This is a genomic window from Alicyclobacillus tolerans, from assembly GCF_900142255.1.
Lineage (GTDB): Bacteria > Bacillota > Bacilli > Alicyclobacillales > Alicyclobacillaceae > Alicyclobacillus_I > Alicyclobacillus_I tolerans.
On record NZ_FRAF01000004.1, the window covers coordinates 108,412 to 126,080 of the forward strand.

At 44.0% G+C, this 17,669-nt stretch carries 16 protein-coding genes; 3 read left to right on the plus strand and 13 right to left on the minus strand.

Going from position 1 to position 17,669, the window contains the following annotated elements; all coding sequences use genetic code 11:
• Positions 1-97 precede the first annotated feature (97 nt).
• From BUA75_RS03475 to BUA75_RS03500, 6 genes are all read right to left on the minus strand, one after another.
• Positions 98-1,114: a biotin--[acetyl-CoA-carboxylase] ligase gene (locus BUA75_RS03475; RefSeq protein ID WP_165611936.1), complete on the minus strand. Its 1,017-nt coding sequence runs from the start codon at positions 1,112-1,114 to the stop codon at positions 98-100.
• Positions 1,098-2,402 carry a hypothetical protein gene (locus BUA75_RS03480; RefSeq protein ID WP_072873198.1) on the minus strand — a complete coding sequence of 435 codons (1,305 nt, stop codon included), beginning with the start codon at positions 2,400-2,402 and terminating at the stop codon, positions 1,098-1,100. The genes BUA75_RS03475 and BUA75_RS03480 overlap by 17 nt, the downstream gene beginning before the upstream one ends.
• A complete protein-coding gene (bshA, locus tag BUA75_RS03485) occupies positions 2,399-3,529 on the minus strand; it encodes an N-acetyl-alpha-D-glucosaminyl L-malate synthase BshA (protein ID WP_072873199.1) in 1,131 nt (376 codons plus the stop codon). Before bshA ends, BUA75_RS03480 begins: the two co-directional genes overlap by 4 nt.
• 60 nt (positions 3,530-3,589) lie before the next feature.
• On the minus strand, positions 3,590-4,366 hold the full coding sequence (gene dapB, locus BUA75_RS03490; protein ID WP_072873200.1) for a 4-hydroxy-tetrahydrodipicolinate reductase: 777 nt from the start codon (positions 4,364-4,366) through the stop codon (positions 3,590-3,592).
• 54 nt (positions 4,367-4,420) lie between these two features.
• Positions 4,421-4,822 carry a hypothetical protein gene (locus tag BUA75_RS03495; protein WP_072873201.1) on the minus strand — a complete coding sequence of 134 codons (402 nt, stop codon included), beginning with the start codon at positions 4,820-4,822 and terminating at the stop codon, positions 4,421-4,423.
• A 62-nt stretch (positions 4,823-4,884) separates the two neighbouring features.
• Entirely contained in the window at positions 4,885-5,214 is a 330-nt protein-coding gene (locus tag BUA75_RS03500) for a nucleotide pyrophosphohydrolase (protein ID WP_072873202.1), read from the minus strand.
• 230 nt (positions 5,215-5,444) lie between these two features.
• Between BUA75_RS03500 and spoVV the strand changes: the two genes are divergently transcribed.
• Positions 5,445-6,704, plus strand: coding sequence for a dipicolinic acid transporter SpoVV (gene spoVV, locus BUA75_RS03505; RefSeq protein ID WP_242650240.1), 1,260 nt, complete (start codon positions 5,445-5,447; stop codon positions 6,702-6,704).
• A gap of 100 nt (positions 6,705-6,804) precedes the next feature.
• Here spoVV and BUA75_RS03510 read toward each other — a convergent pair whose 3' ends face one another.
• Together BUA75_RS03510 and BUA75_RS03515 are read right to left on the minus strand one after the other, a co-directional pair.
• Positions 6,805-7,623 (minus strand): undecaprenyl-diphosphate phosphatase, encoded by an 819-nt coding sequence (locus tag BUA75_RS03510; protein WP_072873203.1) that lies wholly within the window; start codon positions 7,621-7,623, stop codon positions 6,805-6,807.
• Positions 7,624-7,986: 363 nt separating this feature from the next.
• Positions 7,987-9,426: an NADP-dependent isocitrate dehydrogenase gene (locus BUA75_RS03515; protein WP_072873204.1), complete on the minus strand. Its 1,440-nt coding sequence runs from the start codon at positions 9,424-9,426 to the stop codon at positions 7,987-7,989.
• Between the two features lie 337 nt (positions 9,427-9,763).
• On the opposite strand from BUA75_RS03515, the gene BUA75_RS03520 reads away from it, so the two are divergent.
• Together BUA75_RS03520 and BUA75_RS03525 are read left to right on the plus strand one after the other, a co-directional pair.
• A complete protein-coding gene (locus BUA75_RS03520) occupies positions 9,764-10,828 on the plus strand; it encodes a YkvI family membrane protein (protein WP_072873205.1) in 1,065 nt (354 codons plus the stop codon).
• Positions 10,829-10,956: 128 nt separating this feature from the next.
• Positions 10,957-11,835, plus strand: a complete 879-nt coding sequence (locus tag BUA75_RS03525; protein ID WP_370541552.1) for a YitT family protein — start codon at positions 10,957-10,959, stop codon at positions 11,833-11,835.
• Positions 11,836-11,937: 102 nt separating this feature from the next.
• On the opposite strand, the gene BUA75_RS03530 is transcribed toward BUA75_RS03525, so the two are convergent.
• The 5 genes from BUA75_RS03530 to aroF all read right to left on the minus strand — a co-directional run bounded on the left by BUA75_RS03530 (position 11,938) and on the right by aroF (position 17,659).
• Positions 11,938-12,507: a YpiB family protein gene (locus BUA75_RS03530; RefSeq protein WP_072873207.1), complete on the minus strand. Its 570-nt coding sequence runs from the start codon at positions 12,505-12,507 to the stop codon at positions 11,938-11,940.
• 176 nt (positions 12,508-12,683) lie between these two features.
• Positions 12,684-14,108, minus strand: coding sequence for a hypothetical protein (locus BUA75_RS03535; RefSeq protein WP_207549696.1), 1,425 nt, complete (start codon positions 14,106-14,108; stop codon positions 12,684-12,686).
• A gap of 311 nt (positions 14,109-14,419) precedes the next feature.
• Positions 14,420-15,757, minus strand: coding sequence for a 3-phosphoshikimate 1-carboxyvinyltransferase (aroA, locus tag BUA75_RS03540; RefSeq protein ID WP_072873209.1), 1,338 nt, complete (start codon positions 15,755-15,757; stop codon positions 14,420-14,422).
• Positions 15,726-16,628 (minus strand): prephenate dehydrogenase, encoded by a 903-nt coding sequence (locus tag BUA75_RS03545; protein WP_072873210.1) that lies wholly within the window; start codon positions 16,626-16,628, stop codon positions 15,726-15,728. The genes aroA and BUA75_RS03545 overlap by 32 nt, the downstream gene beginning before the upstream one ends.
• On the minus strand, positions 16,625-17,659 hold the full coding sequence (gene aroF, locus BUA75_RS03550; RefSeq protein WP_072873211.1) for a 3-deoxy-7-phosphoheptulonate synthase: 1,035 nt from the start codon (positions 17,657-17,659) through the stop codon (positions 16,625-16,627). Before aroF ends, BUA75_RS03545 begins: the two co-directional genes overlap by 4 nt.
• Between the last annotated feature and the right edge of the window lie 10 nt (positions 17,660-17,669).

Below are 17,669 nucleotides of genomic sequence, written 5' to 3' on the forward strand. Positions count from 1 at the left end.
TGGTGCGACAGCGTTCTCCCTATGCCCGGCAAGTGCAGGCAATCCATGCAGTAAGATAGCATAGGGAGCGGCAAAAAGGCTCATCAGAGGTTGTGACTTAGTAACAAATGGTTTCTGAAGCAACAATTTCTCCAGATGGAACTCGAATTTCTTGACCGTTGTCCATTTTCATCAACAGAACACCATTTCTGTCTATCGATAGACACAATCCGCGCTTGCGTTCTGTACCCAGCTGCACTTCAATCCAATCTCCCAGATGTGCACAAAGGCTTAACCATTCTTCTTGAACTTTGGCAAAACCACCTCCATTTTCCACCAGTTCAGTATACATTGGATTGAATTCGTTCAGAATGGCCCCCATCACTTCAGCCCGTGAAAAACGTTGACCAGTTTCCATCTGTAAGGATGATGCTTTGTTTCTCAGTTCTGGCAAAATATCATTTTCAGTGAGATTGACGTTCATGCCTATACCAAGAATAACCGAATGCACATTTTCTCCGTCAGCTCGAATTTCAGCCAAGATACCGCAAATTTTTTTCTGATGGAGCAGAATGTCATTGGGCCATTTGATACGTGCCGGTAAACCAAAAGTATGTTCAAGCGCTCTCGCAGTAGCAACTCCTGCTAATAGTGTAATTTCGCCTGCTCTATGCAGTGGCAAAGGTCGCGTTAAAAGAAGTGACATCCAGAGGCCGCCAAATGGAGAAATCCAGGACCTTCCTCTTCTCCCCCGGCCACCGCTTTGTTCGTCAGCAGTAACTGCAGTACCATGGGGAGCTCCTTGGCTTAGTAATTCTGAAGCGATTGTGTTGGTGGAATGGACTCGGCTTCTGTGCGTCACTTGACGGCCTAAGGTCGTAGAATTTTTTAAATAGCGAACGACGACAGGCTGCAAAGGACAGTCAGGTATTTCTTTCAATGTATACCCACGTCTTGGAGCAGCATCAAATTGAAATCCTATTTCCGTTAAATATTCCATGTGTTTCCATATAGCGGTACGTGAGATACCGATCTCTCGCGAGAGTTGTTCTCCAGAAAGGGGTTCTCCTAGATGCTCAATAAACAGTTCGGCTAAATGTAGGCGGATATTCTCAGTATCACTTCTCCAAGTCACTGTTTTCCTCCATCTGCTTTTTAAGCCAATCAAGAATTATCGGTTTTTTATTGTCAACACGGCCTTCTATGACAGCATTTTGAGCCATAAATAAAGCTTGTCCAATAAGTGGGCCTGATAGAGCTAGATGTAAGGCTATGTCGCTGCCTCGAACAGCCAAATCTCGAATATGCTCTATGGGAAGCGTCTTTAGATGGGTTTGATATTTTTTGAATAATGGATGAACCGGCAAGTCTTTTTGCATAGCCAGAAGGGCTAGCAACATATGGGCATCCTTATGGCTTTTTTCTTTGATGATCAGTTTTTTAGCCAATAAAGGAATAAAGAGATCAACGGAGAGCGGAAGCAGTTCTTTCAATAACTCCAATCGTTCCATCCAACTTGTCAACCAATGTTTAGATTTTCCAAGGCTTCTTTGCAAATTTTGCAATGATTCCAAACTTGGTTTGGTTTTCGTTGCAGAATAAGCACGTAGGAGCCAAAGTCCAATCGCAATTTCTTGACATTCTTTTGCAGTAAAAGACTGTAATACTTGCAGCCAATTGTGCTCATCATGCTCTCTTGTTGCTATCATGCCATCTGCTAGTATAGACAAACCTGGATAAAGTGGATGACGTAACCAGAGTCCAGCACCAAGCTTAGGAGCCCAGGCGGTCCAATCACATTTGGCAAAGCGTAATAACTCTTGGTTCATCCGCTCTCGTGATAAGCACGAGGTCATGTGGGCGTTTTGACACATAGCTTGCCAAGTCATGGATTCTATTTCCAAGTCATAATCAGCCGCTAGACGAAAAGCTCGCAGATGACGCAAGGCGTCTTCTGCTAAACGTTGTTGCGGATTGCCTACCGTACGAAGGATCTTATTTTGAATGTCTATTCTACCATCGAACGGGTCAAACAACCTTCCGTTGCGATATAAAGCAATGGAGTTTATTGTATAATCCCGTCGGCTTAAGTCTTCATAAAGCGATTTTGTATATTCCACTAGTTCAGGATGTCTTCCATTGTTATAATGCTTTTCTTTCCGATAGGACGTAACCTCGCAAATTTCACCTGCTTCAATTACTGTAATGGTTCCATGACGCAATCCGGTAGGAATTGTATGTGAAAAAATTTTCTGCACTTGTTCGGGACGTGCGGAAGTTGCCACGTCCCAATCATTGATATTCCGGCCAAATAAATAATCGCGAATAGCACCGCCAACAATGACTGCCTCGTATCCAGCATCTTCTATACGTTTAAGAATGGAAAGAATCGATGGCGGTACAAAAGAATGAACGTCAATCACCGGCTTGCATCCTCAATGAGTCGTTGGTAAATTCGTTCATAATGAGCTACTTGCTCTGCAACATTGAACTGTGTTTCGGCAGTTTTTCTGGCACCAACGGATAACCGATGATATAAATTTTCGTCTGAAAAGAGGCGCAAGACAGCATTAGCCATTCCGTCGACATCGCCAATGGGAAACAAAAATCCAGTTTCATTGGGTTTCACCACTTCAGGAATGCCCCCTGCGATGGAACCGACGACCGGAACTCCGCAAGCCATACTCTCCAGAGCAACCAGTCCGAAACTCTCTTTTTCTGATGGCAACAGGAATACGTCAGCTGCAGCAAAAAGCGAGGCTACTTCATCTTGTTTGCCCAGAAAGTTGACTTTTTCCTGTAGACCAAGTTGACGAACCAAATCTCTTGCTGCTGTAAGTTCTGGCCCTTCACCAACTAAAATAAGTCGACTATCGACTTGTTGAAGAACCTTTTGAAAGACGAGAATGACATCCGGTACTCGCTTAATTTTACGAAAGTTAGAAACGTGCATGAGCACACGCTCTCCAGGTCTGGCGAGACAGGCGCGCGTTTGTCGTTCACTTTGCGGACGGAAGATATCCGGATCGACAAAATTATATATACATTCGATTTCCTTTTCCGTGCCAAACAGACTACGCGTTTCCTCAATTAAACTGTGAGAGACGGCGGTTACAGCATCGCTGCGCTCAATACCAAGACGCATGACATTTTTGAGACTGCGATCTTGCGCGAGAACGGTCACGTCTGTTCCATGGAGCGTGGTTACTGTGCGCACTTTATTCTCTCCAAGCATCTCTTTGGCAAGAAAAGCGCAGACAGCAAAAGGCAAGGCGTAATGAGCGTGTAAAATATCGAGATGGTATTCGGCAACAACATCGGCCATCTTGGCAGCCAATGAGAAATCATATGGGGGTGTCCGCAAAACCGGGTACGATACAGTTTCTACTTCGTGAATATATAGGTTGTTACGAAATTCACCCAAACGAAAAGGAACGTCAGATACGATAAAATGAACTTCATGGCCTCTGGTGGCTAATGCTTTGCCCAGTTCTGTAGCCACGGCTCCTGACCCGCCAACTGTAGCATAACAACTGATACCAATGCGCATGGCTGTGGCCTCCTTTCTGTGTGAATGTCGTAGAGCCATACTCTCTCAAACGCTTCTCTGTCAAAAAAGTACATGTTCCAATCCATAAACCATACCTTTTAATTCTTTTACAGCCACACAAGCCTCGAGAATACCTGGCATAAAACTATCCCTGGACAGGGAGTCGTGACGGATAGTTAATAACTCTCCTACTCCGCCACACAGTACTTCCTGATGAGCGACAAGGCCCGGTAAGCGCACACTATGTATAGGTATACCAGCGACCATCATGCCACGACTTTGTAATGGCGGTTCAATCCGTTCAGATGGAAGGGCTTCGTCTGAAATCATTTCTGCTGTTCTGCGCGCAGTACCAGAAGGTGCGTCTTTTTTACCAGCATGATGGTATTCCACAATCTCGATATGTTGGAAAAAGCGAGCGGCTTCTTTGGCAAATCGCATCATCAGCAAAGCTCCCACTGAAAAATTCGGGCAAGCCAGACCGCCAATATCTTTTTCGCGACATGCTTGATCCCAAGCCTCCACTTGTTCCATATTGTAACCTGTAGCTCCGACAACAGGTGAAACTCCCTCACTAATAGCGATATCTACATGCTTTTTGACACTTTCAGCGTCTGTCAAATCGAGCCATACATCAGGCTCTGTCTGTTTTAAGAGCGATTGGACCTGACTCTCCACTACCACTTCTCGACCTTTTTCTATTGGCAAATTCTTAGGAGTATGTCGAACGAGACAACCAACCAATTGCAATCGCTCATCAGATTGAATAGCGGTTAAGGCAGCTTGTCCCATTTTTCCTGCAGCGCCCGCAACCACTACACGAATGGGTTTTGTCATCCATCAGAACTCCTTTCTTCTTTTCTTAGCTTGTCCAGCACAGGAAGTCTAGTTCTACGACTCCCTGCGTAAAAGATGTTGCAAATACTCATAGCCATGAAATGCTTCTACATTAAACGGATCGCGAAGACAAGCTTCGGCAAAATCTTTTGCCGCTTGTAGCTTGTTTCCATTTGAAAGCGCCCGATAGGCATTTTGTACAAGAATGGATGCGACAATTTCTTGCAGATTTTGTGCATACAATTCACAATCCGGCGCTAATTCCACGCTTATCTGCGCGAGTTGCAACGCCTTTTGATAGGCCTGATTGCGATGCATAGTCACAGAAGCGTGAAAATAATATTCTGGATTACTAGGATCGCAAAGAATTGCCTGAAGAAAAGATTGTTCCGCCCGATAAAAATTTTGTTCATAGAGATAGGCGTATCCTTCTTGCAAATAGTCCTCGCCGTTCACAGCGACTCCCCTCCACCAGCAACATATGCCGACGGAAATGAACATCGCTTGTACGTCTATCCCTATGCCTCTTTCCCATTTTTGCGCGTCCAACGATTGGCATCGCGAGTTTCAAATTTCTCCATGACGGCGACAAAAGCCTCTTCCAGCGAGATATTCAGTCGATTAGCGAGACAAGTTAAGACAAACAATATATCCCCTATCTCTAAAGCAATACTACCTTCAGGTTCACTCGATTTTTTGGGTTTCTCTCCATAGACATGGTTTATCTCGCGAGCAAGTTCCCCCAATTCTTCCGTCAACCTGACAACCAACGTCATCGGCTGAAAATAACCTTCCTTGAATTGAGAAATATAGTCGTCTACTCGTTTGGCAACAGCGGCAAGTTCCATTGTATGACCTTCTCCTTTTAGGATCATCGAATGAACTGACGAGCTAGTATGAATCTCGAGGCCCCATTGAGAAATTATACTGGTTCTTCTTATCAGCTGGCAAAAAAGTAACTTTCACATATTTGCGGACTTGCCTCATAAGATTTAACGGATAACTGTGGACAAAGAGAGCGCCATAATCGAAGGAGTTGGTTGTTTTGAGCAGGGTAAGCAGAGGCAGGGGGTCGACATTGCTTTTGGCTGCCATGGCCATCATTTTTACCATTGCGTTGTGCGTGTATCCCAAACAGGGATTTGAAGCAGGTATGTCAGGACTGAAAGTATTTTGGGATGTGGTATTTCCCTCACTCTTGCCGTTTTTTATTTTGTCAGAATTATTGCTAGGTCTTGGTGTTGTACGAGGATTTGGTGTTTTATTAGAACCTCTGATGCGTCCACTCTTTAGTGTTCCAGGGGTAGGTGCTTTTGCACTTTCCATGGGGCTTGCTGCTGGGTATCCCATGGATGCAGTCATTACAGCCCGTTTTCGAGAAACAGGTCAGTGTTCGCGTATAGAGGGAGAACGTTTACTGGCTTTTACGAATACGGCCGATCCGCTTTTCATGTTTGGGGCAGTTGCTGTGGGCATGCTCAAATCCCCTGCACTCGGCGGACTTATTGCTCTGGCACACTACATTTCTTCCTTTTTGGTAGGTGTTTTCTTTAAATTCTGGGGACGTAAGGAAGAAAGACTCAACAAACAACAGGCATCTGTAAGCGTCCATACTGAAGAGCAAACGAATCCATCAAGCCCTCGTCCCTTTATTCTCAAAAGAGCTTATCAAGCGATGTTGGAGGCTCACGAAGAAGATGGTCGGCCTTTTGGGAAACTGCTGGGCAATTCTGTTACTGAATCCATTCAAACCCTCCTAATGATTTGTGGATTTATTGTTTTTTTTGCAGTACTTATTGAAATCTTGCATCTGTCTGGATTGATGACGCTCATTGGCTGGCCTTTGATGTATGTATTTCATTTCTTCGGACTGAATACTGGATTGGTACATCCAATGCTTGCCGGTGTGTTGGAGCTAGATATCGGATCGGCTCAAGCTGCAGCCGTGGCGGCCCCTATGATTCAAAAATTAGCCGTTATCAGTGGTATTATTGCTTGGAGCGGTTTAGCAGTTCATGCCCAGGTTGCCAGTGTTCTGACACAAACGGATATCCGCATGAAACCTTATTTTTTGGCTCGTCTGTTGCATGCTGTTCTGGCAGCATTGATTACTGTTATTCTCTTTAAGGCAGGTCTTGCGAAGGAAGTTGGTCCAGCAATAGCTAATATTTCACCAGCTTTTGCTATGTGGACTCATTCAACAACCAGCGAATCCAGCACTATGCCCTATTGGTCTCTGGCATGGCAGAATTTGCATATCTGGGTTTTATCACTGGTGATCATGCTTTTTGCAGCATTTGCATTCCTCGGTTGGCAGCGGCGTCAAATCAATGGTTGATAGCTATGGATAAAGAAGCGTTAAAAGACCTCCATCTCCACAATGTGTGGATTTGGAGGTTTTTTGATACCAAGAATGTGTTGGATTGCGAAAATTCTTTTTAGTGGAGAATAAAAAGCGGCGGAAAAAATCGGTGAAAAAAGATCTGGTCGGATAGAATAAAGGCAGCCAGTACAAAAGTATAGACTGCAAAAATCCGCATGCGACACTTTTCAAGCAGCCAAAAGGTGAAACGAACGCCAATATATCCAGCAACGGCTGCGGAAACCGTACCTACCAGTATAGGCATCCAAGGCAAGTGATGAGCAGCAACCGGATCTTCAAAGAGATCGTCCAATTCTACTAAGATGCCTCCTAAAATAGCTGGAATGCTGAGCAAAAAAGAAAAACGAGCAGCTGCTCGGCGTTCCATTCCTCTCCAAAGTCCTCCGGCTATGGTAAGCCCAGAACGTGATAAAGCGGGTAAGATGGCTGCGCCTTGTAATGCACCTATCCATAAACTGTCTTTGACATGCATCGTTTCTTCTGTTTTCATTCCGTCAGTACGACTGTCCATCCACCAAAGTATGCATCCGGTAATGACAAATTCTAAACCTACTGTAGCCCCTGTAGAAAAAAGATGTTCAAACCATTCTTCAAACAGAACGCCAATCACGGCTGTTGGCAAAAGCGCGACGCCAATCATCCACGTCAAGCGGGACTTAGGATGTCGATACCACCACATCAGTTCCTTACGCAAAGCATACATGACGGCAATAAGGGAACCAAGATGTAAAAAAAGGACAAATAGAGTTCCGGAAGCCTCTGGATTCAAATGCCAGATTTTTGCGAGCATGACGAGATGACCTGATGAAGAAATAGGCAAGAACTCCGTGATTCCCTGCACAATACCCATAATCATTGCTTGTAGCGCGTTCATCGCGCACCTCCTTTAAGGGATGCCTGATGAAACGGGAAGTGAGGACCATAGCATAGTGAACAGCACGTCTATCACCTCCCTTTCACAGACAAGCTATCAGAATTCAATTCATATATATGAGACAAGCGCTGTGAGATACCGGGCTTGCTTCATGTTTCAACTCGTAATTTTGTGGTCATCCAGGAAATCCAATTTTTTGCTTTTGAATGGAGCCTATGTTTGTTTAAAGCCGTTGTCTGGTATTCTGAAAATTAAAAACTGCCTTCGGCACTTTGTAGTGCGAGGAAGGCAGTTTGGTTTGTGCACTAAGTCATTCACAATAGGGCTTCACAGCCAATTTTGAAAACGTTCTTTTTTGATGAATTAACCGTGTACTGCAGAAAATCCGGGTACACCATCAAATGTGTAGAGATTTTCTGTTTTAATAATGTCAAATCCAGCATTAAGAATATTCTTTTGTATCAAAATCACCTCATCAGCGGTTACATGGCTTCCATCTGTTTTGCGGAATCGACACCGCCAGTGGTCGGTGCAGAACGTCTCCGGCAACCCGTTTGGCCACACTTTGATACCGCGATTGGTGATCACTTCAAGCTTGAGTTCACCTACAGAAATGGTGCTTAACTGGCTGCCCAAATCGTTAGCACTTCCTGACTGCCAATCAAGAAATATGTCTACACCCACCAATTGTTTGAGCGTATTTTCAACAGGCTTGATATGGCGACGAGCCATGACAATATCTTCTCGATAGGAGACGGGTTTTAATACTTGAGGATGCTGTCCTAATCGAGCAATCACGGCATCCGCAAACTCGTCTGTGCCTACTTGTTGACGGCTTATTTCTTCTCGATAGATGTCCCGAGTATGTATACCGTCTTCAATTGTTCGCAACCACGCTTGATGAACGCGCTCTGCCACTTTTGACTGACCAATGTGAACGAGCATCATCACGGCTGCAAGCAACAAGCCAGACGGATTAGCAATATTCTGTCCAGCAATATCTGGTGCAGAACCATGAATAGCTTCAAACATGGCAAAACCATCGCCAATGTTGGCCGATGGGGCCAAACCGACAGATCCGGATATTTCTGCTGTTACATCAGACAAAATATCACCATAGAGATTTGGCATAACAATCACATCAAATTTTTCTGGTGTATTTGCCAACCTTGCTGCCCCAATGTCAACAATAAGCGTTTCATGTTCCAAATCTGGGTATTCAGATGCAACCTGATCAAAAACTTTATGAAATAATCCGTCTGTCAGTTTCATAATGTTGTCTTTCACAAAGCAAGTAACCTTTTTGCGATGATTGACTCTAGCATATTCAAATGCATAGCGAATGACACGTTCCGAACCTGGTTGTGTAATGAGTTTGAGGCATTGGTAAACCTGATGAGTCTGTCGGTGTTCAATGCCTGCATACAAATCCTCTTCGTTTTCTCGGATAATGACCAAATCCATAGAGGGATGTTTGGTTTCTACATATGGGGAGTAAGCGATGGTAGGACGAACGTTAGCGTATAAGTTTAGAGCCTTGCGCATGGTTACGTTAAGACTTTTGTATCCCCCACCTTGTGGAGTGGTAATAGGAGACTTTAGAAAAACTCGAGTTTTGCGAATGCTTTCCCAAGCTCCTGGATCCATGCCGGAGTCTACGCCGCGTTTGTAAACTTTTTCTCCAATTTCGACCGTCTCTATGTCCAATTGGGCACCTGCTGCTTGTATGATACGTAATGTTGCTGTCATGATTTCCGGACCAATTCCGTCTCCATAAGCTACTGTTATAGGTGTTTTTTCCATTTTGCAATCCCCTTCTTCATGAAACTTAGAGTGAAGTGAACTCCGATTTTTCATGATAACTGAATTTAACGTGGTTAACTTGGTATAAACAGAGTTTGACCAGCCACGCATGCTTTTCTTCATCGTGACTCGTAATGAAGGATAAGTTTATGACATCCACCTCCACGGTCATTATAGCAATTGCTATTTTCTCAAAAAATTGTCTATGTATTCTGAAATCAATCATTCTAAAAAATGAGCAAATTTATGCAGAGTATTTCTTTTCATCAAGCTGGATTGTGGTGGAATGGGTGTCCAATATCTTCAATAGGATAGTAAAGAAGGGAGGGACATCGGCATGCAAGATGGCTCCATCTGGCGCAGTGTACAAATTGCATGTGTATATATCGGAACAGTGGTAGGAGCAGGATTTGCCTCTGGCCGAGAGGTGGATCAGTTTTTTGTTCGCTTTGGTATTCCTGCATTTTCCATGGTTTTATTGACTACGCTGCTTTTTATTTTTTTCGGCTATCGAATGCTCAGACTAGGTCGTATTCTCCGAGCCCATACATTTCGTGACGCTACCAAAGTTATGTTTGGCAAACGTGGTGCATGGCTGATTGACATTCTTTATGTGATGATGATGTTTGGATTGACAGTCGCCATGTTGGCCGGAGCTGGTGAATTGTTTCGGGAGAGGTTGCATGCGCCGTACTTTTTAGGCGTTTTTTTGACAGCCTTGCTCTCTTGGTTTACCGTGCGTCATGGCATTCATGGCTTAATGCGTGCCAATGTGATTATTGTTCCACTCATGGTCAGTTTTGTGATTTACGTTGGCTGGCAGACATTTCTTCAACATAAATGGCCCGTTCATTCCCAATGGATAATCAGTAACACAAATCCAGGTTTTCTGCATGCAGTTTTGTCGGTTCTATTTTACATAGGATTAAATGTAGGATTGTCTGCCGGAGTGCTTATTCCACTTGGGGCGACTGCCCATCATCAAAAGGAATTAAAACTAGGCTCTCTACTGGGATCTTTGGCACTTGGAATGATGTTGTTGACGGTAACGTTTATCTTGCTTTGTTACGGACAAGAGGCGCGTAATTACGCATTGCCTATGGCCTATGTTGCGGCACACGCGGGAGCTTGGTTGGAATGGATTTTTCCCTTGGTACTCTGGGCTGAAATTTTTTCCACTATTGTCAGCAATGTTTACGCGCTTGCCTTTTTGTCACCAGATCAAGGTAAGCAAAGACGTTGGTTGTTACCGCTCATTCTCTCCCTAGCTGGTCTTTTATCGGCTGTAGGATTTAAGTCGATTGTCCAATATGGCTATACAGCATTCGGCTGTTTATCGTTACTTTTTTTAGTTGCACTTTTGCGTACCTACCACGCCCCATTCCATCGTGAACAAATTTAAGCCATACTAAAGAGCGGCAGAGTTTTTGGACATCTGCCTCACCATGGAAAAAGGGCTCGTTTGCGTTCAGATACCATAACCGTACAACGCAAACAGCAGTCTGGTCCGCGAAAGTGAGTGGCATGCTGATGTGGAATGTACTAAGAGAGTATTTCATCATTATTTTGGGTGGATTGATTTATTCTATAGGACTAAATGCGTTTTTAGTTGCAAACCACCTGGCGGAAGGTGGTTTTGTCGGTATTTCAGTCCTGCTTCTTTATCGATTGCATATTGCTATTGGTGTTTCATTTTTAATCATGAATTTACCGTTACTCTGGATTGCGTGGAGAAAATTTGGCCATCAGTTTGTTATTAAAACAACATTGGGTGTTCTTTCTGTATCTTTATTCAGTTGGCTGACGGTTCATTGGCAGGTTGATGCACATGATAAACTGCTAGCAGCACTTTATGCCGGTGTCATTACAGGTCTTGGACTAGGGTTGATTTTTCGAGCTGGCGGAACGACTGGCGGTGCCGATATTATTGCCCGATTGATACGTCAAGCGCGAGGCATTGCCATGGGACGATTACTTTTTATTATTGATGTCATTGTAATCGGTCTGGTGGCATTGATGATTGGATATGAGACGGCCATGTATTCGCTCGTTGCGTTATTTGTCTCCAGTCGAGTGATTGATTTTGTCATTGAAGGAATGTCACGAAGCAAAGCGTTGTATATCATCTCAGGATCGTATCAGCAAATTGTTCAGGAAATTCACAATAGCTTGAGCCGAGGCACTACCATTTTAAGTGGTCAAGGCGGATATACTGGTCAACAGCGTCCTGTTGTCTATGTTGTTGTATCGAGAGAAGAAGTGATACGCGTGCAACAGATTGTGGCCAAGCTCGATCCGACAGCGTTTGTCATTGTCAATGATGTTCATGAAGTTCTCGGTGAAGGGTTCACGTTTGATTCCAACGAAAACGCTGTCCAGCCTGCAGAGCAGCAACAGCCTAGCCCTTGATGAGCAAGCAATAACTGCTTCACCGTATCAAGAAGACACCACCTTTCCCCGTTGGCTGAGGTATAAGGTGGTGTCTGGATGAAGATGATTACGTCAGATTTATCAATTGGTTGAAGCGAGTGGCTGCATATGATCAAATTCAATCAATGCTCGGCTTGCTTCAATAAAAGCCTGTTTGTCTCCGCCATCAAGTGCTCTGTCAACTGCTTGCATGAGCAGTTCCCGCTGGTAATTGCGAAGAGATACATCAATAATCCATTCAGCCTGCAGAGAAATTAATTCTTTTACTGCAGGTTCAAGTTCATGAGACGCTGTTTCTTCTAAAACAGCGGCGTATTCAGCACTGGTTGCGCGTTCTTTAAAAAAGAATCCTACATACACATCCTCGTCTGGATGTTGATACAAGTCTAAAAATGCTTGTTCAACATCTGTACTGACGGGCTTATTGCGGCGATAATAGCGGAACGGCGCAACCTGCACACATGTGGTTGAAATGACCATGACTCTTGGCAGATGCCGAAAATTATCCACAAAATGAACTCGGCGCAATACGTTCTCGCGTGTCATCATATACCGGACCAGCATCTCGGCTTCACGGCTTTGCAGCTGGTAATTCGCGAGAAACCAACGGAGAAAATGTTTCTTCTCGGCGATTGTAACGGTTGTGGCCATAGCCGACTCCTCCTTGTAAAGCGGCGTATCCGAAAGCGGTCTGGTGAGATGCGACTCTGCAGTAGTAAGAATTCTTTGTATATTTTATTCGAGAGGTTCTTCTGGTTTTCCTGCTAAACCTCACAGAACTCGCCTATTTTTCGCAAAATTGTGTACGTTCAAAAAGGTTTCTTTCTTTAATCCTCGATGAGGCTTTTCACCTCCTTTTGTATACCCCTGTTACTCCACTTTTGCAAAGTCCGCTCGACATTGCCTGGAATGGCTAGTGCCGTTTGCTTAGACAAGCGTTCGAGCCAATCAGAGAGCGAGTAACCTGCCGCAAGTCCATCCTGAACACGTTGCTCGGTAATTCTGAAACGGAGATAACTTTCCGTACTCTCCATCATTTCTGCAAAGCGTCCCAATTCTACAAAAAAGGGATGAGTCGGAGAGCTTATCACAATTTCAAAGTTCGGGTGTACATGGAGTGTCGCGTTTGGACGAATTTTCTCTTCACTTAACTTAATATCTCCTAGCAATAATTGTAGACCGAGTTTGCTCATTTGAAACCAGTTGTGTATAGAATCTGAAAAAGTTTCTTGATGAAGATGCACAATTCCAAGATAATGAAGCATTTGTAAAATTCTTTGTTTCCACACCTGTTCTTTGGAATCAAAATAAAAATCAGATAAAAAGTGTTGAATAACCTCATATACAGTGTCTTCCCGAACCCAGCTTTCGGACAAATGTATAAGTAAAGATAAAATCAGAGGTAGGCGCGGCAAAGGTCGACGATAAGATCGAATATAAAATTCAAATAGCGACTGTAACTGTTCGTGGTTACCCTTTTGTAACCAAGGATGGCTGGAATTTATAATGAGTTGCCCAACTTCTTGCTCTTCTAACAGTCCAGTAAAGTAGCTGAAATCATAAAGTAAAGCAAAACGATCTGGATAGTCATGAAATCTTCTTCCATAACCAAAGCGCCAGCTCTCGACCGGTATTTCTTCAGGAGTTGACATCAATTCGAGTATTTGTGTTAACTGCCGTTTGTAAATTGAACCGTTGACAGTGAGTTGTACCTGGTGTCTCTCTGTGTATTGCAAAAATGTATGCAAATCACTCAGAACTGATGTTTTGTCCAAAGAGATATTTTCATCGTCTTCATGAAAAACCAATTTCTCACGCATTTGGTCGATCACGCTATAGAGTAAATGCTCACGAAGCTCATCTGGCAAGACATAGATGGTGTCACCGTTATACTTTCTGATAGGAATCAACCAACCTCTGGAAATTGCTTCTTGCAGATCCAGCGAATCTGTTGGATTAGATTGGAACATAGCTTGGATTTCTTCTTTAGCAAAAAAACCTGTTTTGTGAAGTGCTAATCTTGCGTAAATTGGATTTTGCAAATATTCTTGAGCAGTTTGCTCGAGTTGAAATTGTGGGTTTATGCGAAAATGGTGCAAAATTTCTTGGATCATCTCGTTTTTGGAATAGAGTGCGCAAGAGAATTGATAATGGCGAGCAATAGCCTGCAGTGTATGGATGTCCGCTTGGACCAGGCAGTCTGCCAATCGCACATCGACTCCTCCTTTGGGGCTTGTATGATTCTCGGTCATGTTTTTGTTTTGTACTTGTATAGGGATACATGGTTTGCCAGAATATAGTATCCATTATGGACGATGCCGAGAGGCTTATACCTATTTGCATAACATTCAGCTTATGGACAGTATGGGAAAAATCATGGATTCTGTAGAGTGAGGTCTATATGTGGGAGGTAAAATGTATTTATGAATGCGTTTTCAAAAAAATGAGCCTGCAATCGCAGGCTCTAGTATTAAAGCTAGGAGTGGAGAGAAATCAGAACAATCACCCTTCGACTACAAGAATATAACGGAATGGAAGCGCTGTCAATGCAAATTTTCATTTTTTATTCGAATTTTCTTTCCCTTTGAAGTTCCAAAATTAAATCTGAAAATGTTGGAAAAGAAATATCAACGGCTGACCAATTTTCAATAGTCACTTCTTGCTCAGCTGCCAAACCAGCCACTGCAAAACTCATCGCAATTCGATGGTCATGAAAACTATCCACCACTCCGCCGTTTAATTTTCCTCCTATAATAGTTAGCCCATCGTCTGCTTCTTCGACATGTACACCGAGCGTCTGAAGTCCTTTAGCCATAGCTAAAATCCGGTCTGTTTCTTTAACTCTCAATTCTCCTGCACCGCGAATAGTGGTTTTTCCCTCTGCCACTGCTGCAGCTACGGCCAAAATGGGGATTTCATCAATTAATGACGGGATTTCCTCAGGAAGAATATCCGTTCCACTGAGTGGTTGATAACGTACACGTACGTTTCCAAGAGGTTCGCCCGCACTCTCCCGTTGATTCAATATTTCCACATGGGCGCCCATCCTTTGTAATACCTTTAAAAATCCAATACGTGTAGGATTCAACCCTACATGCTCAATCGTTACATCGCTATCAGGAACAATAGCGGCAGCCACGAGCAGAAATGCAGCAGAAGATGCATCACCAGGTATTTCTACTGAGGTTGCACGCAGGGGTTGTTCTGCTCGAATGGATATGTAGCGTTTTTCTCCCTCTTTTTCCATATCTACCTGGACTCCAAATCCAAGCAACATTCGTTCTGTGTGGTCACGGCTGGGTTGAGATTCAATAATGGTGGTCACTCCACCAGCTTTTGGTGCATGTAACCCAGCCAACATCACTGCCGATTTGACTTGTGCGCTGGGAACGGGCAATGTATAGCGAATGGCTGAGAGTGGAGATTGGCCAATAAGAGCAAAAGGTGCGTAACTGCCTGAGCGCGCGTAAGCGATGGCTCCCATTTCTGCGAGTGGTTTCAGCACTCTTCCCATGGGGCGACGGCGCAGAGAGTCATCTCCTGTCAAGCAGGCAAAAGAAACTTGACTAGCAATAGCTCCGCTGAAAAGACGAATGGTTGTCCCAGAATTACCGCAATCCAATACATTTTCAGGTTCTTTCAAAGACCCTCCAGTACCTTTAATGAGTAAGGACTCTTGCTCAAAAGAAACAGAGGCGCCCAGTTGTTTGGCCACTTCCAGAGAAGAACGGCAATCAGCCGCATTCAACCATCCTTCAATGCGTGTTGTTCCCTCAGCCAGTAAAGCAAACAAGATAGCTCGATGGGTCATGGACTTGTCTCCAGGAACGCGCACAGTTCCACTTAAGTTGGCTGTTTTTTTAAAAGTTCTACGATTCGGATGGGTTAAAGAAATTTTCATGACTTTTCCACTCCTCCCATTCGTTTCTAGCTACTTGAGATCTCTTTAATTCGCTTTCTATACCTTGAAAATCTTGATTTTCTAGTAAAAATTTAAAACGTTTTAATGTATCTTCTATACGTTGTAAATGCAAAAGTATGGGTTCACGGTTTTGGTGGATAGTTTCTAACCAAAATTGGCTAGGAGAAGAAGCAAGTCGAGTGATGTCTCGAAATGCTGGCCCAGTGCATGCAGCAAGCAGTTTGGGATCGACTCCGCTGTTTATCCAATAATCTTCATAGGCAAGCATGACGCTCAGTGAAGTGAGATGAACGGTATGCGAGACCACAGCCATCCATTCATCATGCAATTCAGCATTGTCGAGTATCACAAGATGAGCACCTGTGCCTTGAAGAAAATCTCGAAAATAATCTAATGCTGGCCAATTCTTTATGACAATCCAAGAACAATTAAGAAACAATTCAGCATTGGCCGATTGCGGACCGCCCACACTTTTTCCAGCCATCGGATGTGTAGGCAGAAACCTTTGACGCAATCCAAGTTGCTCTGCAACTTCACATATGCAACCTTTCACAGAACAAACGTCTATACACCATTCACAGTATGCAGAAATTTTAGGGAGAAGTGAAATAGCCGCTTCAACTGGCACCGCGAGCAATCCAATCGTGTATGACCTATCAGAGGCGGTTTTCTCCATATCATCCCAGGAGGCAAACACATGAGTAAAAACGTCTAACTGCATTGCCTCCTGACGATGTGAAGGGTGATTTTCCAAACCATAAAAAATCCAGTCAGGATGCTTTTCTTTCCAAGCAAGCGCTAGTGAAACCCCGATTAAGCCGCATCCTACCACAAGTACACGCACGTTCATTGGTTTGTGTTTGCCGACGTTACTTCTGGATTTAGCACGCGAACAATGCGATTGACTTCCTCTATAAGATTCTCAAAGTTTTCCAAAGTCAAAGATTGTGGTCCATCGGAGAGAGCTTCTTGCGGGTTGGGATGTACTTCCACAATTAAGCCGTGCGCACCAGCAGCCATAGCCGCCCGGCTCATGGCAGTCACATAGCGCCATTTTCCAACTCCATGTGAAGGATCGACAATGACGGGTAGATGCGATAAGTGTTTCACTACAGGTACAGCGTTTAAGTCGAGTGTGTTGCGCGTATATGTTTCAAATGTGCGAATACCTCGTTCACAAAGAATAACATTAGGGTTGCCTTCAGACAAAATATACTCTGCAGACATCAGCCATTCTTCAATCGTGTTGCTAAAACCACGCTTTAGCAATACAGGTGTTTGTGTACGTCCAACAGCGCGCAGCAACGCGTAGTTTTGCATATTGCGTGCACCAATTTGAAGAATGTCTACATAGTCAACCATCAGATTGACGGTTTCTGGTTCCATCACTTCGCTGATTATCGGCAGTCCTGTTATTTCACGAGCTTCAGCCATATATTTAAGTCCCTCTTCGCCAAGCCCTTGAAAAGAATACGGGGACGATCGCGGTTTAAATGCCCCACCGCGCAAAATGTGAGCGCCTGCTTCTTTTACACGCTGAGCAATTTCAATCATCCCTGTCCGTGACTCGACAGAACAGGGGCCCGCCATATACACCGGTTCTGGACCACCAATTTTCAAGTTGCCTACAGAAATGACAGTGTCAAGAGGATGAAAATCCCGCGAAGCTAATTTAAATGGATTACTCACAGAAACCACCTTTTCTACGCATTCCAGCGATTCAACTGCTAATTCACCCACACGTTCCTTGGCACCGATTACACCAATAATTGTTTTTTCAATTCCTTGTGAGACGTGAACACCAAGTCCTTTACTGCGCAATAACTCACTGACCCGCTCCACATCTTGTTCTGTTGCTCCTGTTTTCAAAACGATAATCATGCTTCTCTCC